Raw genomic sequence first — 25,723 nt, 5'->3', positions numbered from 1 at the left:
TTGAAAATTGATTGGATAGTGGTAAAATAATTTCATCAATATTGATAAAATTATAACGGAGGTGTATTAAAATGAATGTTGAAGAAGTTTTAGTGTCGCAAAAAACCCCAAATGCAATTAATGAAGAGACTGAATTATATGGGTTTGGGTATGGTTCTGTCGTTGAGAACATTACTGTCTCTAAAGGTGGAGGCGGTGGTGGAGGCGGCGGTGGCGGTGGCTGTTGTTGTTGTTGCTGCTGTTGTTGTGGGGGGGCCACAGGATTAGAAGAATAGAAACTTCATAAGGTAAGTGGACGCACTTACCTCTTTACATACTCAAGTAAAAAGGAGTGAAAAAATGTATAAAGTAAACCCTTTTATATGGCATGATCTTAGTGAAAAAGAAACATTCTTTCAAACAAAACTATCTTCGATAATTATTACTAATAAAAATTTAGTTAGAATGTTAAAAGATTTAGAAAAAAATGAAGTAATAAATTTTGAGGAATCTCTATTATCCAATTATTTTAGGAGCAACATGATTAATAATGTACTGGTCTTTTTAGAAGAAAATAAATTAATTAAAAAGCTAGATATAGAAAATAATAAGGTTAATGAGGTTTTGGTATATACCGATGATTCTGAATTTTCTGAATTATTCGATTACGTGTTTTCCGAAAAATTTACAATTAGTCATCAGAGCAGTATTTCCCACTTAGAATCTAAAAATATGGATGGTAAATTGCTTATAGTATTTTTAAAGGCTTTCAATTTTAAAGAATATGAAAATATTGTAAATATAGCCAAGGAAAAGAATGTAGTCATTAAAATAATTTTTAGCTATAATCATCATATTTATTTTTCGAATTTCTATAAAAGAGAATGGTACAATCCATGTCCAATATGTTTTTTTTCTGAACTAGAAAGCCAATTAAGAGGAGAAATAACTTCTGATACAGCTAATTTTCAGACAATTATAGATTTACTTTATACAAAATCACAAAATTTTGCTATAGAATACCCGTTGCAAAAGGATGATTATTTTACGATAGTTTATACCATAATGAGGAATTTGGATAGCGATTTAATGAAATGTGACTTAGATGAAGTTTTATCTATTGATTTAAATAATCATTTAGTTACAAAAGATATTGCTTATCATTGGGGGTATTGTGATTGCTATGAGTGATTATTATTGGAATGAATATAAGAATGTACTATTAGATGAAGCATATTTAATTGATACGTTAAAATATCAACAAAGGGTAGTGAATAAACAAGTAGAAGAGAATAATTTAGATGAATTGAGCGATGTTTTAGGTCTTTATAATGTGAAATACTCGGATATTAGGTTAGCGGTATATCCTTTTGATGAGTTACCTGTCTTTATAAAAACGTTAGTTAGTGATTTACAAAAAAATTATGCTTCCTTTATATATAAAGTTAGTATGCCAATACTAGCCATAACAAAAAAAATAGGGAATGTAAATACTGGTTGTTATTCTTTTGATTTTAAAAATAATTTTTTGATTCTATATGAAACTAATGTAACTAAGATTAGAGAAATAGTAAATGATAAACTGGTATTAGCTTTTTTTTTAAACATAGAGGATGCAATTTGTTTATATAAAAAAAAGGCGTACACAAATGGTATAAAAGAAATTGGTTATGTTTCTAAAAGCAGTCAATTAGCGATTAGTAAAGAAAAAAACATAATAATAAACGAAATGCTAGTACCAGAGCAACAACTGACAAATGGATTAGGTATAAACTTGAGAAAATGTTTGTTAATGGAAGCTTTAATTTTAGAGGTGTTAACTAATGATATTCACGAATAAAAGTTCCTACGGTGTGAAAAGTGATATGTTTTTATCAAATATAAATATTGGATATGTGAATTTTTCACGTGTCAAGATTAAGCAAGGAACGACAGCAGGTAGTGCTTTCTCAGTTGACGAAAATAAACAGTTATCACTTATTAAAAGTTATAATGAATATTTAGAAAGACTTTTCTTAGGGATACCATTAAGTACAAATAAAACTATTTCTTCTGTAAATTTAGAAAAAAATATTGTAAGTAGCAGAAAATATTCAGAATTTGGATATGGAAATCATGAGTTTGGATTTAATGATACGACAGGAACTTCATCTGGAAAACTTTCAGAAGTAATAATCCAAAAGGCACTAACAGAATTGATTGAGAAAAATGAAGTATTTTGTTTTTGGTATGGTTTGAAAGGGGAAAAGTTAAAACAAGATAAAGAAATTCATGACTTAATTAATGATTATAATTTTATTTCAAATATGTTTAAAATTTATGTAGTTCGTGAACTTAGTAATTATTCAACAGTGATCGTGATGGGGTTTTTAGAAGGGAAATTACTAACCTCAGGTGTATGTTGTAGTATTACTATGGAACAATCTCTAATTTTGGCCTTGAAAGAAGCTAAGGGAATAGAGTGGCAAACTTTTAATAATCCCTTAGCAAAAGCAAATAAATTTTCTGATAAATTGCATAAACAAATTTTAAAAAAAGTAAAGTTTATGGATGAAACATACAAAGTTATTACAAAAGATTCTATACAAGCTACGAAATACATTGAAACTGCTGATTGGATTAACCATGTTGAGATATCCGTAATTGGAGATGACATAAATAGAGGAGTTAAAACAATAAAATGTATATCCAAACAGTTACTAAATTCTGTACCAATTAAGATAAACATTGAAAGACAAAAAGATAAAGAGATTATTAAGAGATATTTAATTGATTATTCTATTGATTGTCCTATCCAATGATAGAAAGGAGAATACTTTTGAAAGGTTTTTTAAGAAATAAGGTGAATTTTGTTTTAAATGAGGATTTATTTATGTCACATCACTATAACGTATATATAGAAAAATATTCTAAAAGACCTATCAAAGCCTATGAGGTTGATTTAAAGAATAAAAGGCAGCATATTCTTTCAACTTTAGGAGAGTATTTGGAGCGAGAAACACTCATCAACGAAAATTCACCAAAAGAGCATACGGTTATTGCTACGAATTTAATTGATGGAAGCATTAAACAAGTTAATCTTGATATGATTTTGTTTAAGAATAGTTTTGTTGATTCTTCTGGTATGGCCTCGCATAAAAAATCAAAGCCATTAATATGGACAGCGTATAAAGAATTCTTTGAAAGACAGAGCTATATTACTAACTTCTTGTTTCATACTAAGGCTCAGCAATTAAATATAGATAAGATAGAAGAAATAAAAAAAATAGACAGATATTTGACTAATTATTTAGACAATGTCAAATATTATAATATATCTTTAAGTAAGAACCTTTACGTGGTACTTGCCGTTGGGTATGGTGAAAAATACAAAGCAGTGGGTTTGGGAACTAGTCAATCAGCAAGAAAAGCAGTAATAAAATCACAAAAAGAAATATTACAATATTTTGCTACATCGCATTCAAAATATAAAGAAGGAAAAGTTAGTCAAGGCTCTGGATTAGTAATTGACAATAAGGACATTTATCATGACTATTTTGATAGATTGAGCTCGAAAGAAGTTAAAGATTTATATGCATATCTTGAAGGTAGTGAATTTATTATTCTGAATAATGAAGAGAAAATAGAAAAAGTTAGTCATACATTTACTATCAAAAATATAAGTAATTCTCTTAATATGTATCCGTATATTACAATGTTTGAAAATAATCATGCTAAGAATGTGAAAGTAGTGAAGGTATTTGACCCAAAGTGGTTCCCCAACATGGCACCAAGAAATTTTTCGAAAGAAATAATATTAAATGTAGAGAATATATTAAAATTAAAAAGAAAAAATTTTTCAGAACTGTTACCATTTCCGTAAGGAGGAGTGAAAATGTTTATCTCAGTTAAATCATATGCATTGTTTAATATTAAAATGTTACTGAAAGATAAAATTCCTTTATTGTGGTCAATAGCCTTACCTGTAATTACTTTTTTTATGAATTATAGAAGTGTAACAAATGAATGGGAATTGGCATATTGGTGGGTATATATTGTTGTTTGTTCCTATGTTTATGGAGTAGGAGTTTACGCATTACAATTAAAGGAATATGGAAGCTTAAAAACAATTTTTTCAATAAATAATTCACCTTGGGCATTTTTTTTAGGCAATCTATTGACGCAAATTATGTTTAGCTTTATCAGTGTAAACTTACTTAATTTAATTGTGGTTATTTTACTACCATTATCGTTTCTCCGTCTTTTTTTATATAGCTTTATTACTATTATAGCGTGTTTACCAGTTGCATTTTTTAGTTACAATTTAACTCTAATAAAAAAAGTGCATGCTAATACTATAAATTCAATATTTACAATGCTAATTTTTGGTTTATTTATATTGTTAAATACGAATATAGAGTTAAATAAATATAACCCTCTGTCAATTTTATCTAATGTTTTAATTGAACATAAAAATATGGATGTCTTCAAATATGTTACTTTTTCAATATTTTTAGTTTTTATTAGTATGTATTCTATAGTTAAATTTGAACCGATTTCAAATGAAAGAAGGTAAAGCTATGATCGAAATAAAGGATTTAAATATTCCTTATGTAGATAAAAAAATAAGTATGAATATTTTAAAAGAGTATAATTTATTTACTGGTGATAATGGTAACGGAAAAACCTTACTATTAGATTACATTTCAGGAGTAAAAAAGGCAAAAAGAACTGTAATTAAGGGGAATGAAAGTATCATATATATTAATCAAAACATATATTTTTCTGATCGTTTATCAGGAATGGACTTTCTGAAATTTAGTTATGGTTTGGACGGAAAAAAAAGTATTCAATCTTTTTATCAATTAAGCGATAAAATTCTTAAGCGTGAAGATATTGATAAGTTGCTTAAAAAACAATGGGGAATGCTTTCAGGAGGGGAAAAAAAGTTCCTTTATGCTCTTATTTTGATGTCTTTAGAAAGAGAATGGTATATTTTAGATGAACCGTTTGCTTTTGTAGATAAGAAAAGAAAAAAAATGTTATATAAGATTATAGATATTAAGATATCAGAAGATAAGGGTATTATTTTAACTACTCATGAAGAAGATGAAGTAGTATTAAAATCAGTTAGCAAGGTTTTTGAAATATAACTGTAAGAAGTAGTGTCATCATTTTAGAATATTTAATGTTGTACGATAAAAGAATGAATTATAATAAGCTCAGACTGTAGTTTAAATTATAGTAAATATAAAATAATTATGTTTTTGTATAGTAGTTTTTTTGGAAAGTATAGATAATACTGGTTTTTAATGTTTTTGTTTGTATAGTAAATAAGTTCAAAAAGCAACGATTGTTAGCTCTGCTGCTAGCAGTTGTTGCTTTTTGAACTTAGTTAAATAGTGTAGTCTATGAAAATTAAAGTGCTAGTGACAAATCTACTCTACTAATTTAAATAACGTTTGTTTTTTTGTTTAGATTAACTCATTAAATGTACAATCGTTTCAAATTAATGAGAGTTTTCGTAATAAAGTTTTACCTCTTTTGGTAAGTTATTTGGAATTTTTGATTTAACAGCCACCTCGTTCCCTTGCTTAAGGACTTCATCGTAGTACCAGCATTTAAATTTAATCATATCAAGAACTTTTTCCATTTGTCGCAATTCTTTTTCTACGCTTACTTTTTGTCGTTCAAATAGTTCTTTTCGAATTTTGAAAGTTTCTGACCCTAATTTTGTCCATTTCATAAATTGTTTAATATCTTTAATTTCTAATCCAGATTTCTTCAAACACTCAATCACTCTTAAAGCTTCAATTTCGTTATTAGAAAATTTTCGAATACCGGAAACACGCGTTATTTCAGGAAATAATCCTTCTTTATCATAATAGCGGAGAGTTGAAACTGGAATGTTAAACATTTTTGATATTTCGCCGATTGAATATGCTGTCATAGCTCCTCCTGAAAAATTTTTATAATCAGACTTGACCTAAAGTTAAGTTTAGGTAGTAAGATTGTATTATTAAAAAAATTAAATGTCAACTATAGGAGGGAAAGCAAGGATGCTAGAAGATACTACAATGATTCAAAAATGGGATAAGGTATTCCAAAAAAGCGATAAGGTTAATCATCGTAAAGTGACTTTTACTAATCGATTTGGAATAGCTCTAGTTGCTGATTTATATGAACCAAAAAGACAAGCGGAAGAGTTTCCTGCAATTGCTGTGTGCGGTCCGTTCGGGGCAGTTAAAGAACAATCATCAGGACTTTATGCTCAAACAATGGCAGAACGGGGCTTTTTGACGATAGCTTTTGATCCGTCATTTACTGGAGAAAGTGGAGGGATCCCACGTAATGTTGCTTCTGGCGATATTAACACTGAGGATTTCCAAGCGGCTGTTGATTTCTTGTCGGTCCAAAAAAATGTTGCTCAGGATAAAATTGGAATTATTGGTATTTGCGGTTGGGGCGGCATGGCACTAAATGCAGCTGCAATTGATACAAGAGTAAAAGCAACCGTTGTTTCGACTATGTATGATATGTCTCGTGTAACAGCTAATGGTTATTTTGATTCTATTGATGTAGATGGTCGATATGAAATGCGTCAACAACTCAATGCACAACGTATTGAAGATTTCAAAAATGGGGATTATGCTCGTTCGGGTGGTGTTCCAGATAGTTTGTCAGAAAGTGCGCCTTATTATATTAAAGATTATTTCGATTATTACAAAACAGACCGCGGCTATCATAAGCGATCGTTGAACTCAAATGAAGGTTGGAATATGACGTCTGCTCTTTCATTGTTAAATACTAAATTTCTGTCTTATAGTGATGAGATTTTTAGTGCGGTGTTAATTATTCATGGTGAAAAAGCTCATTCTCGATATTTCGCAGAAGACGCTTTTAAGAAGTTGCAAGGAGATAACAAGGAGTTGCTAATTATTCCTAAAGCAACACACACTGATCTCTACGACAAAATAGACATCATTCCATTTGATAAAATGACCGAATTTTTTTATCAAAATTTGGAAGTAAGATAGGAGGAATTTGTAAATGATTGAGAAACAAACTGCTGGAAGAGATGTTTTAGGTGAATTTGCACCCAAATTTGCTGAGCTGAATGATGATGTGTTGTTTGGTCAAGTATGGGCAAGAGAAGATAAACTTTCTTTGAAAATGCGTTCTATTGTGACAATAACGGCGCTCATTTCAAAGGGAGTTATCGATTCATCTTTGAACTATCATCTGGAAACTGCTCGGAAAAATGGTGTAACTAAGACAGAAATGGCTGAATTATTAACACATCTTTCATTTTATGCAGGATGGCCGAATGCTTGGGCAGCGTTTCGATTGGCGAAAGAAGTGTATGTGGAGGACCATAACAAAGAAGAACATGGGGGATTGTTTGGTCAAGGGGAATTAAACACAGCTTATTCAGAATACTTTATTGGTCAAAGTTATTTGAAACCATTGACTGATCCAAAAGAAACAGTGTTTATTGCCAATGTCACGTTTGAACCAGCTTGCCGTAATAATTGGCATATTCATCATGCGAAATCAGGAGGAGGCCAAATCTTGATATGCGTAGATGGTGAAGGTTGGTATCAAGAAGAAGGAAAAGAAGCACAAAGCCTGAAGCCAGGGGATACCATTACAATACCTGCCAATGTAAAGCATTGGCACGGTGCAAAGAAAGATCGGTGGTTTAGCCACTTAGCGATTGAAGTGCCTGGGGTAGAAACATCAAACGAATGGCTAGAGCCTGTTAAAAATGAATTTTATGATAGTCTAAAGGAGTGTTAATAATGAAAGTAAGTATTGAAGATGTTATTAATGGGTACAGAAGTGATGCTCCTGTTGATTTAGAGCGAGATGCGTATGCTGAGGAGCTTTATCAAGAAGCGATAAAAATTGGAATATAAATGAATACCAAGTATCATTCAGAAGAGGAATTACGAGAAATTATGAGTTACTTGATTGGAAAAAAAGTAGATGAAACTTTTCGTATATTTCCACCTTTTTATACGGACTTTGGTAAAAACATTACACTTGGCAAAAATGTCTTTATAAACTCAGGGACACATTTCCAAGACCAAGGTGGGATTGTGATTGGTGATGGTGTATTTATAGGACATAATGTAGTACTTGCTACAATTAATCACGACCTATTTCCAAAGAATAAACGTAAAAATCATTATGCGCCAATTGTGTTAAAAAATAACGTATGGATTAGTTCAAATGCTACGATTACTTCAGGTGTAACGATTGGTGAGTGGTCAGTAGTTGCAGCAGGTGCGGTCGTCACAAAAGATGTTCCACCCTACACTGTAGTAGGTGGCGTTCCCGCTCGTGTGCTAAAATTAATAGATAAGGAAGAGGATGGTAATGATTGATAAAACAACAAAGTCAAAAGCAGATGAGACTGATAATATGAAGAAACTTTATCTTATGCGACATGGTGAAACGCTATTTAATAAATTAGGGAAAATTCAAGGAGCAAGTGACTCACCTTTGACTGAAGTAGGAATAAAACAAGCAAGAATTGCAAAAGAGTACTTCCAAAATCGTAATATTAAATTAGATGCTTATTATTCCTCTACACAAGAGCGTGCATCAGATACACTAGAGATAATTATAGGAAATAAAAAATATAAGCGAATGAAGGAACTAAAAGAATGGAATTTTGGTATATTTGAAGGAGAAAGAGAATATTTAAACCCTAAAAGACCTATTGGGGAAACTTCATATGGTGATTCTTTTGTGCCTTATGGCGGAGAGTCTTCAAAAGTGGTGCAGGAAAGAATAAACGAAGGACTTACTAAAATTATGGAACAAGAAAACAATCAGAACGTTTTGGCAGTTAGCCATGGGGGAGCTATGTATCTATTTATTCAAAAATGGCTAGCGTATGAAAAAGTTTCGAAGATAAAATTTTCAAATTGTTGTATTTTAGAGTTTGGGTATAAAAATAATAGTTTTGTATTTTTACAAGCGATAAATCATGATTTCTCTAATTTAGTTTAAATGTTTTTTTATGTATAATTTTTGGATGTAAATATTTTCCTTTTTTCAAAAGAAGATTAACTATAAATCATCCGTACACGATTGAACAAACATACACTCTTAATGTTTGTTCAATCGTGTATTTTAGTATGAATAATATTAGGTCTCATTTAAATAACTTACAAAATTGATATATGTTTAAATCTTTTTATCTATTGTATTAGGACTACACATCAAGTATAGTGGTTGATGTTCTAAAATTTTGTTGATTTAGTACTTCGTATTTGAATCCTATCTTTATTGGAATCTTATTTTTGGTATATACAACTCAAAATATAGCTGATAAGAAGGAGAATTTATATGAAACTAGATAAATTAAAAAATCTTGTATTAAGCCAAACGCAATTAAAGAGCTTGGTTGTAGTTTATAATCTGTATCCTAGAGGCAAACAAATGAATGAGCTGGAAAACCTCTGCCAAGTTTCTAAAAATGAATTAAAGAGAGTCCTAAAAGTATTGGATGAAGAAGTCAAAAGCCTTCACTTCTTTGATAAGGTTAACAATATAATAGTAGTTAAAGATAAGTTTGTTTCATTTAATTCTGAAATAAATGAGGCAACTTATACAATGTTGCTTATGCAGTTAAGAAAAAAATATTTACTTTCTTCAAGTGTTTACAAAGCATTGCTATTCGTATTAGAGCAACGCTATTTTTGTTTGCAAGAATTAGCTGATCACTTGTTCTATAGTGATTCTTATACTTATAAAATAATAAAAAGATTGAAAAATTTTTTCTATTACTTAGAAACAGATTTAAAATTAGTGAAAGTTAATAAATCTGATCTCTATCTTGAGGGGAGGGAATCTTCTAAAATAATTTTCCACTATTTATTAGTCATGTTGGTTTCCCATGAAAATGATTGGGTATTTCAAGACAGTGAAAAAGAAGTGGTGTTGTCTTACCAGCCCACAAAAATTTTAGATAGCTTAGAGTTACTCAGCGACTGTAATAGAGATAAAATTTTGAATCTTTTAGCAATCTATAAAATAACCTCTCACGTTAAGGACCCCTTATTTTGCCTATCTAAAAATATTATTGAAATAGGTGAACTGATGGATAACGATGGTGAATTTCCATTTTATATAAATCAAACTATCGACGTATTAAATGATGATCGAAACCTTCATTTCTTATTCATGGTTCATTATTTCATACAAGAATTACGTGATAGAAATCAGAAAATTCTAGTTGGAAAGAATTATACGACACTTGAAAAAAATGAAATCATACAAACGTGTATGTATTTTCTAGAGGATATAAAACAAAACTTTTCGATATCTCAAGATTGTTACTATGAACTGCTATATACGTTATGTAAAAGGTTAGTTGTTGTTCATCATTTAGGGTTGCACCAGTTTATGTTTGAGAGACATACTGTAGAATTTAAAGGTGTTGTTGATAGGCGTGTTGAAGTATTATTTGATAAATATTTTTATGGTTATCAAAATGAAAGGTCATACGCAAAATTAAAATATAGCCTAATTCCTTTAGTCACTAGTTATGTGAAGTTAGCTGTGGAACAGCCTCTAAAAATATACGTTGAATTCCAACATCATTCAGAAGACAGAATGATTGTTGTAAATGCATTAAAACACAGATATAGTACAAAAATTTTAGAAATAGTGGAAAGTTATGAATTGGCAGATATTATTATTTCTGATACCCCTTCGATCTCTTTTAAAGAAAAAACTTATTTTTTAATTCGTCATGCTTTAGATCCACATACTTGGTGTTCTTCCATCGTTGAATATGTTAACAGTATTTTAAATACTAAATAAATTTAAGCGAAACCTCAATTAATAAATTTGAGGTTTTTTTGTGTATCAATATACAGCTGCACCTTACTAGTTATCACAGAAGACTAGTCTTTCGACTTAGACTATCAGACAGGTTTTTATCCAAAAAGTAACAAAACTAAAAAAACAAGATAAGACTTTGGCGGAAAAAGATGCTATTTTTTTTGTGAGGTATCAGTATACACATAATCATCTATTTATTTAGGCAACTGTTTGATAAAGGATAAAGATTCATATACCAAGTAAATAATAAGTCAACACTATGATTTTAGGCAGTTACTATCATTAAATACTGTATCTCATAAGGATAAATAGGTGTATACCAAACATATATGTCCAGTGTGTAAGCACAAAATATTACTCTATCCATAGTAGATGTATAAGAAAATTCCCCCTATTTTTATTTTTGAAGCAAGTACAAACTGACATATGTGTTTGGTTATCTTATTAAAGTAAAGGAGGAATAAAATAAATTACACACGAAAAAGTCATTATGTGTAGCGAACAACTATGCTATGACAGACAAGTTATTTTGAGGATAATTCTTGTCCATACAAAGAAAGAGTGAAAACCATTTAGCACTTTTAAAAGACAAACAAAACAGGAGGAGAAATATACGTATGAAAAAACTATTTTTAGGAACCAGTTTACTTATTACTTCACTTTTCGTTGGCGTTCAAACTACACATGCGGAAATGAAAAGTGATGCGGAATCAAAAAGTACAGTAAAGACAGTTGCAGGTGAAACTACTGAACCGATACCCCCAGTAGATCCCACTGATCCGGAAAAACCAAATCCAGACCCAGAAGTACCTGGTACAGGAAATACTGGACCTCTTACAATTGATCATGTTTCTAGCATTGATTTCGGAGAACAGGAAATTAAAGAGAAAGAAGCTATTTATAATGCGAAGACAGAACATCCTTATGTACAGGTAACTGACCGGCGAGGCACTGGAGCTGGTTGGACACTAAAAGCATCTATTGATGAATTTAGCAATGAAGATAAGACAAAAATATTAAAAGGAGCAGAACTCTCTTTAAAAAACGGTAGCATTAAATCAATAAGTGGAAATGTGTCTGAAAAACCTCTAGGATATGATGTCAACTTGAACAAAGACATGCAAGTAATTATGCAAGCGGGAACAGATCAAGGCATGGGGACCTGGCTAGATGTATTTTCTGGAACAAAAGATGATAATGCGAATGTACAATTAAAAGTACCAGCTGGTTCAGCGAAAGCTAAACAAAACTATTCAAGCGTTATCCGTTGGGAATTAACCGATGCACCAGCTTAATAAAATAGATTCTCTAAAGCTAATAACTAGTTATTAGCTTTAGAGAGTAAATTACATACATCATATAGATTAGTTAGAGGTGAATAAATATGAAAAAGCTAGTAGTACTCTTAGTTATATTAAGTGGATTTTTAATCAAAGAGGATGGATACGCTTCTAATACACAACAAAAATCAAATGCTGAGAGTCAAGTTACAATTACATTTGTAGAAAGCTCAGAGAAGCAAGAACAGACGGAAAGTAAAAATTCTCAGAAGATGGCTTTTGATAGAAGTTCAAAAACACTTTTGCCTAGTACGGGTTCAAAAATGAGTGGACTATTATTTATATTGGGTATGTTAGCATTTTTTCTAAGTGCTATTATTCTATCAATGAGAAGAAAACATAGGAGGAATAACTTATGAGAAAAATCATCTATTCACTCTGTATCATTTGTTTTATTACAATATTACCGGTCGATGGAGCCTATGCAGCGGATATGGCATATAGCGTCAAGGCAAACTTACCAGAAAATCAGCGAAACGATGAACATACGTATTTCGATTTATTCATGCAACCTAAACAAAAGCAAACAATCAGCATTACCTTTGAAAACCATTCCGAAAACCCAATTGAATTAGAAGTGAATTATCATGCAGCACAAACGAATGACAATGGTGTCATTGATTATAAAGGAACAAAAGAAAGAAAAGATAGTAGTTTAGCTTACGATTTAAAAGAACTTATCACAGGTGACCAAACCGTAAAGTTGAATAGTAAAGAAAAAAAAGAAGTACCCTATACTATCACAATGCCTGAACAAAAATTTGAAGGAATTCTTTTAGGCGGTTTCCATATTCATAAGAAAGATAAAGAAGCTTCTACGAATCAGAAAGTTCAAATCAAAAATGACTATTCTTATGTCATCGGGTTACAGCTGACAGAAACAGAGAAAAAAGTAACGCCAGAATTAAAACTAAACACAGTGGAGCCTGGTTTAAATAATTATCGAACGACATTGTTTTCGAATCTTCAAAATACGGCTGCGACAATGATTACAGATATGACTGTTACCGCTGAAGTCTATAAAGAAAATGGTACAGAAGTCCTTCATAAAACGGTCAAAAACAATCAATCAATGGCTCCAAACTCAAACTATAACTTTCCAATTTCATGGGACAATCAAGCATTCCAACCAGGTAAATATAGATTGAAATTAAACGCAGTTGATAAGGTAGGTCACAAGTGGTCGTTTACTAAAGAGCTTGAGATAAAAGATAATGTAAAAAAATATAATGAAGACGCAGTCAATATAAAAGATTCAACCAATAAAAATAATTATATAGTGTATGTTTTAGCGCTCATGCTTATTTTAACTGTAGGGATTATTATCTATTTACTGTTAAAAATAATTAAGAGAAAGTGAGGTAGAACTACTCATATGAGAAAAAAATTTATATTACTTCTATTTGTGCTGATTTTTTCTATTAAACAAGAAGAGGTGGTTTTTTCGGAAATAGAGACCGTATCTACTCAAGCAAAAATAATAGAATCTTATGACAATACACTTCGTTATGGACTTCATGATATGCAAATAATAAATCCGTATTATATCGATGAAGGAGAGGTTTTTAATCACATAAAGGTTGTTTTAGATGCAACGGATGAAGAAGGTTTTAAGGTTCCTTTTTTTGAAATTAAATATAAATGGGAGGATAAAGCCCTTGACACAAGCAAAAAGGGTAATACAGCAGTAGCTCTATTATATTGGGAAAAGGACCCTTTTATAACTTATCGTGCAACTATTAAAGTTGCATATGATTTAATCTTGCAAACACAAAATAGTACAATATACCAAGGAGAAATATGGGATCCAGTGACTAACTTTGTGAGAGCAAATGATGAAGATTCAGATCCTGTTTATTGGAATGATGATCGAATTAAGACTAATAATGCATCCATTGATACAAACGTACCCGGTGTCTACTATCGCAGATATACTTTGAAAGGACAAAATAAAGAACAAAATAAAGAAGTGTCCTCTACATTTAAAGTAACAGTAAAAGAAGACCAAACAAAAGCAGAATTAAAAGATACAGAGTTACACGTAGGCCAGAAATGGGACTTAGGAAGTATCTTTAAGAATGTAGTAGACAAAGATGGGAATCCCATTAAACCAGAAGAAATAGAACGTGTTTGGATAGATGATCAAGAAACAAGAGAAATAGATACCAGTAAGCCAGGTAAGCATACTGTACAAATCGCTGTATTGAAGGCAAATAATGAGTGGAGCTACAGTAATAAAGTTACAGTAACAATAAAAGAAGACCAAACAAAAGCAGAATTAAAAGATACAGAGTTATACGTAGGCCAGAAATGGGACTTAGGAAGTGTCTTTAAGAATGTAGTAGATAAAGATGGAAACCCAATAAAACCAGAAAAAGTAAACTATGTTTGGATAGATGGAAATAAGACAAGAGAAATAGATACCAGTAAACCGGGTAAGCATACTGTAAAAATTGCTATATTGAAGGAAAATGACGAGTGGGTATATAGTAATGAAGTTACAGTAAAAGTAAAAGAGGACAAAACAAAAGCAGAATTAAAAGACACAGAGTTATATGTAGGTCAGAAATGGGGCTTAGGAAGTGTCTTCAAATATGCGATAGATAAAGACGGAAATCCAATTAAACTCGAGCAAGTACCCTGGGTATATATAGACGGAAAACAAATTGATTTACGTGAAAATAAAACAAAAGAATTGATAGATACTAATAAGCCAGGTACGCATACTGTTTCAATTGCTATACGAAATGCAGCTGACGTTGGCCATGCTTATGAATGGGCACATAGTAATGAAGTTACTGTAACAGTAAAAGAAGAACCATTTACTATTAAACAGGTGCCATACTTTGACTTTGAAGATCATATTCTTGTATCAACAAATAAATCAGTAGTTAATAAGAAAGAAGAACCTATAATTGAAGTAGAAACCCCTTCAATTAATGGCAAAGATTGGCATTTGCAAGTTGAACTATCTCCGTTTCTAGATAAAAAGAATAGTAAAAGTATTTTGAAAGGAGTGAGCTTATTTATTCCAAAGGGGAAACTAGAATCTGATTTAGAAACAGAGGAACCTACTCAATATGACTGTCAATTAGAAGCAAATGGAAAAGCGAGTATTTTAATGCATGGAACAAAAACAAAAGGTAAAGGTCGTTGGAAAAATAAATTGGAAACAAAAGGAATAACCTTGTCTATACCATCAGAAAATAAAACAGGTAACTATGAATCAACATTACATTGGACACTATTGGATGTACCTGGATAATAAAAAAATAACTACTTCATCTGGATATAATTTACTAAACCAACTATAACAAATATCAAAAGGAGAAATAAGATGAACAAAAGAAAATTATTAAACAGTCTATTTGCAACATCAATTTTATTGGGTGCTGGGCTAATTTTAAATTCAGAATCTGCATTAGCACATGGATATGTAGAAACCCCTCCAGCACGAGGTTACCAAGGTCAGTTAGACAAAGAAGCTGTGGGGTGGACAGCTGCACTTAATATGTATGGAAATGTTATTACTAATCCACAATCATTAGAAGCACCTAAAGGATTTCCCAAAGAAGGACCATCAGATGGCCGTATTGCATCTGCCAATGGCGGCTTCGGACAAATCGGAGACTTTGTACTAGATAACCAATCAAGCGACAGATGGAAGAAAACTGATATTAACACTGGAGTTAATACATTTACTTGGCACTACACAGCGCCTCACAGAACAACAAAGTGGCATTACTACATGACTAAATCTGGGTGGAATCAGAATGCACCATTGAATAGAGATGAACTTGAACTTATTGGAACAATTGAGCATGATGGATCATCCGCATCAAACAATCTAAGCCATACAATTAATGTTCCTCAAAACAGAATGGGATACCACGTTATATTAGCCGTTTGGGACGTCGCAGATACGTCTAATGCGTTTTACAACGTGATTGATGTAAATGTTAAAAATTCTGAAGTTCCTGTGTTTCCTAGCAAACCGACAAATGTAAAAGTAACAAATGTCACTAAGAGTACTGTTTCATTATCTTGGGATGCTCAAACTACAGCAGAAAAGTATAATGTCTATAGAGACGGAGTTAAAATTGCTACAGTAAAAGAAAATCTATTTGAAGATAGCAATTTAAATGCATCAACTGAATATAAATATGAAATTCAGGCAATTGGTCAAGCAGAAAAACTATCAGAGAAAAGTGATCAGATTGTTGCTAAAACCCTTAGCGAAGACGCTCAAGAGAAACCAATTGCACCTAGCGGATTGCACTCGATGGGTGAAACAGATAGTACAATTTCGCTTATGTGGAATAAGTCGACACATCCGATTGGCATTAAAGAATACTTAGTATACAGAGATGATAACTTAATTGGTAAAACATCTGATATTCAATATAAAGATAAAAGTTTAAATGCAACTACAAAATATAAATATACAGTAAAAGCAATCAGTAACGACGGAATTGAATCTGACATGAGTAACGAACTTACAGTATCTACAAAATCGTCAAGTAATTCTAATCCTGAAACTTTAAGAGAGTTTAAAGTTGGTTCATTCACTAAACCTGAATTATATACAAAAGGTGATATTGTTTCATATAAAGGTAAAATTTATATTTCTTTAGTGACCCATTACAATTATGGAGATGGTTCATGGAATCCGGAAGAAGCATCTAGTTTATTTAAGACTAAATATTAAAATTAGAGAAGTTAGTCCAATCTACAATTTACGGTTATGAAATATTGTATAAAAAATTAATAGTGAGTATTTTGAATGTGAAAAAATATTTAACAGGATTTCAATTAAAGATTATCGGATTAATCACAATGGTAACTGATTACTTAGCAGAATTTTTTTGTTTTTTAGGAATTCCACAATGGTTTCATTGAATAGGAAGAATTAAGCCCCTTATTTTTTATTGGAAAGCTCAGAAAGATTTCATCTATACGAGTAATCGGAAAAATAATGTTACGATTACTCGTAGGCTTTTGGGTAATGAATTTAATAAATCTAGTATTGAATCAATACTTTGTAGTTATTCGTTGTTTGAATTGAGGTGAAGAGAAAGATGAGAAAGACTTTATATAGTATATTAATTTATATATTTTTTTTTTATGGAACAGTATCTTTTGCGGAAACAGCTAACATTATAACTACAGAACAGTCAGAGAAGTATGAAGACAGTACTTATAATATATTTAAACAGACTCCAGTAATATCGGTACAGGACCCTTACTTTGTTATTGAAGGAGACAAGTTTAGTTTTAGAGATATATTTATTGGGTTAATAGATGAAAATGGAAATAGTGCACCTTTTGAAAAAGTAAAGTTTTACTGGATAAATAATTCCATCGATACAAGCAAGGTAGGCAGTACTGCAGAGGTTGGCTATTCATATTCATATTCAGAAGGTGATGTAAAGGGATCTTCTAAAGTGATAGTAAAAAAAGATAGGACAAGTATTAAGGCAAAAGATATTACAATGTATGAAGGAGATCCGAATTCAATTATTAAACATAGTTTTCTAAGTGCAACAGATGAAGAAGGAAATCCTATCTATTGGAATGATCCACGTATTACTTTTAGAACGTTTGGGCAGGATAAAGAAAAACCTGGTGTTTATAGTGCCGTGTTATTTCTTAAAGGGAAATTTAAAATGGTTAATTCACAGTACTTTAAGATAACCGTTAAGAAAGACAGGAGTAGTATCAGCACAAAATCTAGTACATTATATATTGGTCAAAAATGGAATCCTAAAGATAATTTTGTCACTGCAACGGACGAAGAGGGAAAATTTTTTCCATATGAAGACTCACGTGTTACTGTTGAAAATGCTAATGAAGTCGATACATCTAAACCAGGTATTTACAAAATTAAATATACTTTTAAAGGTAAATTGAAAAATGTGTATTCTTATGCTCAAGTTACAGTAAAAAAAGACCAAACAAAAGCAGAATTAAAAGACACAGAGTTATATGTAGGGCAGAAATGGGACTTAGGAAGTGTTTTCAAAAATGTAGTAGACAAAGATGGAAATCCCATTAAACTAGAAGAAGTAGAATATATCTGGATAGATGGAAAGAAAACAAGAGAAATAGATACCAGTAAACCAGGTAAGCATACTGTACAAATCGCTGTATTGAAGGCAAATAACGAGTTGGTATATAGTAATAAGGTTACAGTAACAGTAAAAGAAGACCAAACAAAAGCAGAATTAAAAGACACAGAGTTATATGTAGGGCAGAAATGGGACTTAGGAAGTGTTTTCAAAAATGTAGTAGACAAAGATGAAAATCCCATTAAACCAGAAGAAGTAGAATGTATCTGGATAGATGGTCAAGAAAAAGTCAGAGAAATAGATACTAGTAAACCGGGAAAGCATATTGTAGAAATCGCGGTACTAAATGCATACAACAAGTGGGTCAATAGTAATAAAATTACAGTAACCGTAAAAGAAGAGCCATTTACTATTAAACAGGTGCCGTACTTTGACTTTGAAGATCACATTCTTGTATCAATAAATAAATCAGTAGTTAATAAGAAAGAAAATCCAACAATTGACTTAGAAACCCCTTCAATCATGGGAAAAGATTGGCAATTACAAGTTGAACTATCTCCGTTTTTAGATAAAAAGAATAGTAAAAGTATTTTGAAAGGAGTGAGCTTGTATATTCCGAAGGGAAAATTAGAATCTGATTTAGAAACAGAGGAACCTACTCAATATGACTGTCAATTAGAAGCAAATGGAAAAGCGAGTATTTTAATGCATGGAACAAAAACAAAAGGTAAAGGTCGTTGGAAAAATAAATTGGAAACAAAAGAAATAACTTTGTCCATTCCGCCAGAAAATAAAAAAGGCAATTATGAATCAACATTGCATTGGACACTACTAGATGTACCAGGACAAAGTGTTAATGGCGACTTGGTTTAGAAACAAAGATCATTTAAACGAATAATATATATGATCAAGAACAAAGATATATTTTTGAAATAAATGTAAGTAAAGAAGCTATCAAGAAGTTAGAATTTCAACTTCTTGATAGACTTGAGAAACTGATAGTGAGGCTTGTAAATATGAAGAAATATTTAACAGGATTTCAATTAAAGATTATCGGATTGATTACAATGGTAATTGATCACTTAGCAGAATTTTTCAATTTTTTAGGAGTTCCATTATGGTTCCATTGGGTTGGAAGAATTACCGCCCCTATTTTTTTATTTGAAAGTTCTGAAGGTTTTGTTCATACGAGTAATCGAAAAAAATATATGTTGCGATTACTCGTAGGCTTTTGGATAATGAATTTAATAAATCTAGTATTGAATCAATACTTTGTGGTTAATGGAGAAATTATAGCAAATAATGTTTTTAGTACATTATTTTTAGGAACAGTTTATATGCAATCTATTGCATATCTTAAAGAAAGAAAATTTGTTGCAAGTTTCTTTTGGTTCATCATTCCTATCTTAATAGGATTAATTTCATTTATATTTACAATAGGTGAAATGAGTACGATAAAGATGATTAGTTTACAACTATACACCTTATTTTTACCATCTTTATTTGTTACAGAAGGTGGGTTTTTGATGGTAATATTAGGAGTATTGTTCTATATATTTCATGCAAAAAAACACTTTCAGGTTTTATCATTAGGAATTGTGTCTTTTATTTCAGCAGCAGCAAACGGTTTTTCAGATTTATTTTCTAGTAACTATCAATGGATGATGTTCTTCTCAGCAATTCCTATTATTTTATATAACGGAGAAAAAGGAAAGGGGTTAAAAAGTTTCTTCTATTATTTTTACCCTGCACATATTATCTTATTTGCCATTCTTTCTTTTCTACTTCGCCAATAGGAACAGTTCAGAATTAAAATTTGTTAACCCATATAAAGAAATCTATGAGTGAGTGTCTGTAGTCGTTAAATCCTGAATTTTATATGTTATTATTCTTAAACTAAATTGGTAATACTTTTGAGAAAAACAATAAAAGGTGTACTTCATGTATTTCCACTTTCTACTGAAATTATAGTATCACGGAATAGTTCATTTCAAAATATTGTAGCAAAACTATTAGTATGGACTTAGAGTCAATCTTTCATTTTTGTTAGCAGAATGTCATATTGTTCAATAGACAAGTGCACCTTGAATATATTTTAATAAGATTAAGTACTTTGAAATTAAGGAAAGTTGATATAAAACCTGTTGAAAGATAAATAGATAAAGGAGAACTTAGGTTGTTATTCATACTATCATTAAAATTTGTTTCGATGATAGCAATTATTTTCATCGGGATTAAGGCACATTGCGAAAATCATGATGACTATTTTTGAAAATGAGTATTGATTATTAGTAACTTAAATAATAAGTGATTATAAAAATATGAAATTTATTTTCTCTTCTGGATGTATGTGATCTTGTCTATCAGGCACCAGTAAATGGAAAATATTTAAAATAGATAAATAAAATTTATTTTATATAAACTTCCAATTAGATTATCAAAGAAAGGACTAAAAAAGTATGTGTATGAAAAAAGATATTATTGAATTACTCAGGAATCCAATGATCTCGTCTTATTCTATTGAAAAAATGTCTAATGGACGAATATCTACTACTACAGCATCCAAATATCGGAATCGTGTAAAACAAGAGATAGATCCATTCCTTATATTCACTAATATGTCTTATAGAACTATAAAAAATTTCGAGGAATTAGCTAAAGAATTAAAAGAAGTGAATCCTAAGACAAAAGAAGAAGTTACAATGATGATTGACAATTATAGTTTGAGAAATTACTACAAATTATAAAGTATCAAACTTTAATAAAACTAATTACCATTTTTAGATATAATATCATGATAAATATAGGTTAGGAGCTGACTGTATTGAATTTAAAAAGAATCTTTTTTGTCGTAGCAATGTTAGGAGGGATCGTTGTTTTTACTGGCTGTGGATTGGGTAAGGATGAGGTAACAAACACAAACTATAAGGTAACTGTTGAAGACGCAGCAAATATTTACCAAAAAAATACGAATAATTCAGAAATTCTGTCTATTAACTTTGACATTGGTGAAAGCTCTAAAGAATATGAGTATATGTTTGTTAACAAGACTGAAAAAATATATATAAATCCACAAAACGAAAAAGTAAAAAAAGAAAGCATTACTAGCGGTGGAGAGAATAATAAAGAACCATTTAATGCAAAAGAGCTTGAAGGGACTAAATCTACAAAAAAAGTTCTAGAAGAAGCTAAAAACAAGGTAGGAGGGATTTCTCCACGAGTATTGGATTGGCGATTAGAAAAAAAAGACGGAACATTAGTTTATGATATCAATGTTAAGACAAACACAGGCTCTGAAAGAGTTCTATTAAGTGCAAAATAATTTATAAGTGTTATAAATTATGTAACATGTAACAAAAAGGAAGGGAATGGTTAAATGAAAAGTTCAGCTAAGTTATTTATTTTAGGAATAGGACTAACTTTTGGAGGTCTTATAACGAGTGTTCCAGCAGAAGCAAAAAATATCGTGACGAGTAACTATGAATTAGGAAGTTTTGCTCAAAATGACCCTGTCAATCAACCCTTGCTAAGAAGTAAACGTAGTCTCAGTGAAACACCTCCGAGAGTGGATTTTATCGATATTTCCTCTCACAATGGAGAGATTTCTGTAGAACAATTTCAAAAGATGAAAAACATGGGAATTAAAGGCGTAGTAGTCAAATTAACTGAAGGAACAACCTACAAAAACCCGTTAGCCCCTTGTCAAATTACCAATGCTAAAAAAGCAGGTCTAACTGTTTCAACGTATCATTTTTCTTGGTTTGAAAATCAACAAGAAGCAATTGATCAAGCCAATTACTATGCGGATTACGCAGAAGAATTAGGGCTATCCCCAAATAGCGTCATGGTTAATGATGCAGAAACCACGCCAATGATTAACGCAGATGCCACAAAAGTTTCTGTCTACTTTAGAGATCAATTAGCAAAACGTGGCTTCAAAAATGTTGTCCATTATTCTAGCGCTAGTTGGTTCAATAATAATTGGATGGAATATGACGTTTTAGGTAAAGAAAATAGTTGGGTAGCAGAATGGCCGGCGAACCCAAGTGCTAATAACTTACTACACACAGATACAGCTGCTTGGCAATGGAGTAGTCAAGGCTCTTTTGATTTTGTTCCTGGAATTAACTTTGATTTCAACGTGGATTACTTAGGACGCTTTACGACTAAGTGAATAAAAGAGATTAGGACATAAGGGTTAAAAATCATAAAAAAGAAGACTGAAAATCTTTTTACGATTTTTGGTCTTCTTTTTATTTTAGTTGTTTATAATTTGAATAAAGTTAATTCCATTAATATAAGTGAAGTCTAAAATAAAAGCACTATTGGCAAATAATAGTGTTTTTAGAGCAAAATCTATTCGATTAGTGAATAAAATTTTTTTTACTACTTATACATATACATGAGTTCCTTGCAACGATTAATTGCGTGATCAAGGCTCTTATATTTATCAATATCAATATCTAATATGGATAAACGTAATTCAATATTTTTTATCTCCCTTAAATTTAAAACGGCATAGAAAGGATCAACTGTTTGATTATTGTTTATTTTTTTTGTTAAAAAAGCTTTTGAACGTGAAGAATATAGATTGTAGTTTAAAGAGTAAACTTTTATTGGAAAAAATTAGTATTCATATGAACACCTACTTTCTGATACAAGTAAATTCTAACATTAATTTTCATATTAGTTACTTTTATTTATAAATGTAATTGAATCTTAATAAATTCGAATTAAGTACTATCTAAATTATTTCAAGAAGACTTAGTTTTGTTTATTCCTTATTAATGTGTTATAGTGAACAAGTAATCAATTTTGATAAGTAATTTGAGTTATACATCTAAAAACTATACTTCTCCTTTTACCACTCAACATTTTTTGCAATAATTTGCATGATTTAGTGCACTAGGAGGAAATATTCATGAACAATGGTACAGTAAAATGGTTTAACGCAGACAAAGGTTTTGGATTTATTACAGGTGAAGATGGCAATGATGTATTTGCCCATTTTTCAGCTATCCAAACAGATGGATTTAAAACTTTAGATGAAGGACAAACCGTAACGTTTGATACTGAAGAAGGTCCGCGTGGGCCACAAGCCACTAATATCGCAAAAGCTTAATTACGAGTAATAACGGATCAATTTTTGATCCGTTATTTTTTAATATTTATTGTATGAAAGAATTTGAAATTACAGAAAAGAGGAAATTATATGGGATTTAATGGATGGAAACCAAGTGTGCCTTCTGAAAGTAGTAAACAATTTTCTGAAAATCAACATGTGTCTTTTATGTATAGAAAAGAAATAAGAAGTGGTAAGATAAAAGATTTATTGACCAATTCAGCAATTATAGAATTGGACAGCATCAAAGGTCATAAAGAAAAAAATGAAACAATTGTGATTGGATATGACAAATTATATGGATCTAAGCATGAATGATAAATAGTTACTATTAATGAATTATTAAAATCTAAAAAACTTTATGCAAACTAGTATTAACTAGTAGTTATACTGGATAATTTTTTTGCGTAATTAGATTATTAAATTATAACAGGTTATTTATCACATAAAACAAATTGAATAAATGTTTTTAAATAATAGTTTACAATTATAGGAAATCAAAATATTTGTATAAATAAATAACATCCTATAAAATTTTATTGTAAATAAAAATTAGGAGGATATATAAAATGAAAAAAAGCAATACAAGATTCAGAACTTATTTTACAGACGATGAAGCGGGGACAAACATTTCTTGGGGATCAGTTTTTGCTGGAGTAATTACATTTCTATCTATTTTTATGACTCTTGGACTTATTGGATCAGCGATTGGGTTCGGTACTTTAAAACCGACATCAAGTAACCCTTTAGATGGAGTTGGGACTGGACTCATTATTTGGACGATTATTACTATTGTGTTATCTCTGATGGCTGCAGGATTTGTATCTGGTGTAGCGGCTAAAAGAATTGGTTTATTGCACGGTTTCTTAACATGGGCAACAAGTATGATTGTAGTAATGCTTTTAGTGAGTTATACAGCAGTTAGTACATTTTCAGCAATCGGTTCCCTTTTAGGAAATGTTGCTTCTGGTGTAGGGGATAGTGTTGGGGCAGTTGCTTCTACTGCTGGCGATGCGATTTCAAAAGGTTTTGATAAAGTAACTGATGAAATTGGCACGGTCAATACACGAGAACTACAAAACAATGTAAATAAATATTTAAAAGATACGGATGTTCCAGAACTTCAACCAGATTATTTAAAAGATCAAATGAGTGAAGCGACTGATAAAATCAAAGATGCTGGTAAAGAAATTATAAAAAATCCTGAAAATGCAGATAAGGTTTTTGATTCTACAGCGGATTCTTTACAAGACCAAGCGAAAAAAATTGGCGATTCCGTAGATAAAAACGCGATTGCGAATGCTGTAGCGAAAAATAGCGACTTATCTCAAGAAGAAGCACAACAAGCAACAGATAATATTTACAATGAATTAAAAACAGCTAGTGATGAAGCGCAAAAACAAATTGACACTGCGCGTACTAATTTAGATAAAGCTAAAGATGATTTGAAAGAATCAATCGATGAAGCAAGAAAAGCGGCAGAGGATGCGTCAAACACGACAGCTAAAGCATCTATTTGGGGATTTATTGCAATGGTCGTTGGCTTAATTATTACTTCCCTATTTGGATTATTAGGGGCTAACTTAGTAAAAAATCCTGAAAGAGAGCATAAAATGTAAGAACATTAAAGTAATTTAAGTGTTAATAATCAATGTAATGAATATTTTGAACTGCTTATAAAAAAAGTCTGAGAACATTATTGTTAATGCTTTTCAGACTTTTTTATTGCATGCAATTGTTATTATTTAATCGAATTTTATAATTTTTAAATCTTTAAAAAACGCTTCTGTACCGATATCAACGAACAATCCTATACTACCAGAAGCAGCCTCCCCGAGTTTCATGTTCTCTACAACCAAAGAAGGAGTTTCATTATTGTTTAGATAAAATTCACCTCTAGATTCTTGAATTATGGCTTTTAAAGTAATCCATTCGTTAAGCTGAATATCAGCTGGACCTTCATAATCTGCTATATTAAGATTTCTAAAATATTCAAAGGTATAGTTAGGGTATGAAAAATATTGTACTGCTCTATTCTTTCTTATAGGATCTTCGCTATGACCATTGGTAGGGCGTATATAAAAAGATTCAAATTTAGAATCACCATCATTTATCCTGAATGCAATACCGATAAAACCTCGAGCAAAGTTTGGAGCATTCGACAATAACCTACTTAACATTTTTACTTCAATTATACCATTATGAAAAGAAAAATTAGTTACTTTGGCGTAGGTGTTTTCATCAAACTCCATTATTTTATTTGATTTTACAACTCTTAAAACAATATCTTTTTTTAAAGTAGTAAGTTTGGCATTTACATTTACTTGCTCAAAATCAAACATTTCTATATCCATGTTTTCACGCTCCCTAATTTT

25 protein-coding genes and 1 pseudogene are annotated in these 25,723 nt (G+C 30.8%); 24 read left to right on the top strand and 2 right to left on the bottom strand.

The annotated features are described in order from the left end of the window. Positions 1-71: 71 nt before the first annotated feature. From IGJ24_RS11660 to IGJ24_RS11630, 7 genes are all read left to right on the top strand, one after another. A complete protein-coding gene (locus IGJ24_RS11660; RefSeq protein WP_002410046.1) occupies positions 72-275 on the top strand; it encodes a hypothetical protein in 204 nt (67 codons plus the stop codon). Positions 276-339: 64 nt separating this feature from the next. Beyond that, positions 340-1,170, top strand: coding sequence for an McbB family protein (locus IGJ24_RS11655; RefSeq protein WP_002365265.1), 831 nt, complete (start codon positions 340-342; stop codon positions 1,168-1,170). Further along, entirely contained in the window at positions 1,163-1,819 is a 657-nt protein-coding gene (locus tag IGJ24_RS11650) for a hypothetical protein (RefSeq protein WP_010823210.1), read from the top strand. Before IGJ24_RS11655 ends, IGJ24_RS11650 begins: the two co-directional genes overlap by 8 nt. Further along, positions 1,803-2,780, top strand: a complete 978-nt coding sequence (locus IGJ24_RS11645; RefSeq protein WP_002399541.1) for a hypothetical protein — start codon at positions 1,803-1,805, stop codon at positions 2,778-2,780. Before IGJ24_RS11650 ends, IGJ24_RS11645 begins: the two co-directional genes overlap by 17 nt. Before the next feature lie 17 nt (positions 2,781-2,797). After that, positions 2,798-3,841 (top strand): YcaO-like family protein, encoded by a 1,044-nt coding sequence (locus IGJ24_RS11640; RefSeq protein WP_010711509.1) that lies wholly within the window; start codon positions 2,798-2,800, stop codon positions 3,839-3,841. A gap of 12 nt (positions 3,842-3,853) precedes the next feature. Further along, a complete protein-coding gene (locus IGJ24_RS11635; protein WP_002365261.1) occupies positions 3,854-4,534 on the top strand; it encodes a hypothetical protein in 681 nt (226 codons plus the stop codon). Continuing rightward, positions 4,521-5,111, top strand: a complete 591-nt coding sequence (locus tag IGJ24_RS11630; RefSeq protein ID WP_002394296.1) for an ATP-binding cassette domain-containing protein — start codon at positions 4,521-4,523, stop codon at positions 5,109-5,111. The genes IGJ24_RS11635 and IGJ24_RS11630 overlap by 14 nt, the downstream gene beginning before the upstream one ends. A gap of 356 nt (positions 5,112-5,467) precedes the next feature. On the opposite strand, the gene IGJ24_RS11625 is transcribed toward IGJ24_RS11630, so the two are convergent. Then, positions 5,468-5,908: a MerR family transcriptional regulator gene (locus tag IGJ24_RS11625; protein WP_002401936.1), complete on the bottom strand. Its 441-nt coding sequence runs from the start codon at positions 5,906-5,908 to the stop codon at positions 5,468-5,470. Between the two features lie 82 nt (positions 5,909-5,990). Between IGJ24_RS11625 and IGJ24_RS11620 the strand changes: the two genes are divergently transcribed. The 17 genes and pseudogenes from IGJ24_RS11620 (at position 5,991) to IGJ24_RS11540 (ending at position 24,967) form a co-directional block, all read left to right on the top strand. Continuing rightward, positions 5,991-6,995: an alpha/beta hydrolase gene (locus IGJ24_RS11620; protein ID WP_373465613.1), complete on the top strand. Its 1,005-nt coding sequence runs from the start codon at positions 5,991-5,993 to the stop codon at positions 6,993-6,995. A gap of 13 nt (positions 6,996-7,008) precedes the next feature. Next, positions 7,009-7,758: a carboxymuconolactone decarboxylase family protein gene (locus IGJ24_RS11615; RefSeq protein WP_002365247.1), complete on the top strand. Its 750-nt coding sequence runs from the start codon at positions 7,009-7,011 to the stop codon at positions 7,756-7,758. 2 nt (positions 7,759-7,760) lie between these two features. Next, positions 7,761-8,348: pseudogene (locus IGJ24_RS11610) on the top strand (acyltransferase). Continuing rightward, positions 8,341-8,979, top strand: a complete 639-nt coding sequence (locus IGJ24_RS11605; protein WP_010712825.1) for a histidine phosphatase family protein — start codon at positions 8,341-8,343, stop codon at positions 8,977-8,979. The pseudogene IGJ24_RS11610 and the gene IGJ24_RS11605 overlap by 8 nt, the downstream one beginning before the upstream one ends. A 339-nt stretch (positions 8,980-9,318) precedes the next feature. Beyond that, a complete protein-coding gene (locus tag IGJ24_RS11600) occupies positions 9,319-10,797 on the top strand; it encodes a helix-turn-helix domain-containing protein (protein WP_279259475.1) in 1,479 nt (492 codons plus the stop codon). A gap of 638 nt (positions 10,798-11,435) precedes the next feature. Further along, complete coding sequence (locus tag IGJ24_RS11595; RefSeq protein WP_010815605.1) at positions 11,436-12,113, top strand: WxL domain-containing protein; 678 nt, start codon at positions 11,436-11,438, stop codon at positions 12,111-12,113. A gap of 89 nt (positions 12,114-12,202) precedes the next feature. Continuing rightward, positions 12,203-12,517: an LPXTG cell wall anchor domain-containing protein gene (locus tag IGJ24_RS11590; protein ID WP_202255096.1), complete on the top strand. Its 315-nt coding sequence runs from the start codon at positions 12,203-12,205 to the stop codon at positions 12,515-12,517. After that, positions 12,514-13,518, top strand: coding sequence for a DUF916 and DUF3324 domain-containing protein (locus IGJ24_RS11585; protein WP_131769122.1), 1,005 nt, complete (start codon positions 12,514-12,516; stop codon positions 13,516-13,518). The genes IGJ24_RS11590 and IGJ24_RS11585 overlap by 4 nt, the downstream gene beginning before the upstream one ends. A 15-nt stretch (positions 13,519-13,533) precedes the next feature. After that, entirely contained in the window at positions 13,534-15,423 is a 1,890-nt protein-coding gene (locus tag IGJ24_RS11580) for a bacterial Ig-like domain-containing protein (protein ID WP_289855589.1), read from the top strand. 72 nt (positions 15,424-15,495) lie between these two features. Next, entirely contained in the window at positions 15,496-16,866 is a 1,371-nt protein-coding gene (locus IGJ24_RS11575; protein WP_010827776.1) for a lytic polysaccharide monooxygenase, read from the top strand. Positions 16,867-17,236: 370 nt separating this feature from the next. Beyond that, positions 17,237-19,099, top strand: coding sequence for a bacterial Ig-like domain-containing protein (locus IGJ24_RS11570; protein WP_202255092.1), 1,863 nt, complete (start codon positions 17,237-17,239; stop codon positions 19,097-19,099). A 143-nt stretch (positions 19,100-19,242) separates the two neighbouring features. Then, positions 19,243-20,022 carry a TraX family protein gene (locus IGJ24_RS11565; protein ID WP_010777939.1) on the top strand — a complete coding sequence of 260 codons (780 nt, stop codon included), beginning with the start codon at positions 19,243-19,245 and terminating at the stop codon, positions 20,020-20,022. A 1,028-nt stretch (positions 20,023-21,050) separates the two neighbouring features. After that, positions 21,051-21,548 carry a PepSY domain-containing protein gene (locus IGJ24_RS11560; protein ID WP_010711496.1) on the top strand — a complete coding sequence of 166 codons (498 nt, stop codon included), beginning with the start codon at positions 21,051-21,053 and terminating at the stop codon, positions 21,546-21,548. A 54-nt stretch (positions 21,549-21,602) separates the two neighbouring features. Beyond that, entirely contained in the window at positions 21,603-22,400 is a 798-nt protein-coding gene (locus IGJ24_RS11555; protein WP_010711495.1) for a GH25 family lysozyme, read from the top strand. Positions 22,401-23,147: 747 nt separating this feature from the next. Then, entirely contained in the window at positions 23,148-23,348 is a 201-nt protein-coding gene (locus IGJ24_RS11550; protein ID WP_002371724.1) for a cold-shock protein, read from the top strand. A 90-nt stretch (positions 23,349-23,438) separates the two neighbouring features. Beyond that, entirely contained in the window at positions 23,439-23,666 is a 228-nt protein-coding gene (locus IGJ24_RS11545; RefSeq protein WP_002380886.1) for a hypothetical protein, read from the top strand. A 251-nt stretch (positions 23,667-23,917) separates the two neighbouring features. Then, complete coding sequence (locus tag IGJ24_RS11540) at positions 23,918-24,967, top strand: hypothetical protein (protein ID WP_279259472.1); 1,050 nt, start codon at positions 23,918-23,920, stop codon at positions 24,965-24,967. A 126-nt stretch (positions 24,968-25,093) separates the two neighbouring features. Here the strand turns inward: IGJ24_RS11540 and IGJ24_RS11535 are convergent, their stop codons facing one another. Continuing rightward, a complete protein-coding gene (locus IGJ24_RS11535) occupies positions 25,094-25,702 on the bottom strand; it encodes a hypothetical protein (RefSeq protein WP_002380884.1) in 609 nt (202 codons plus the stop codon). Between the last annotated feature and the right edge of the window lie 21 nt (positions 25,703-25,723).

Origin of the sequence: Enterococcus sp. DIV0546 (assembly GCF_051712785.1) — a bacterium.
GTDB lineage: Bacteria > Bacillota > Bacilli > Lactobacillales > Enterococcaceae > Enterococcus > Enterococcus faecalis.
The sequence above is the reverse complement of the archived record's forward strand: the minus strand, read 5'-3'. Positions and strand labels throughout refer to the sequence as shown.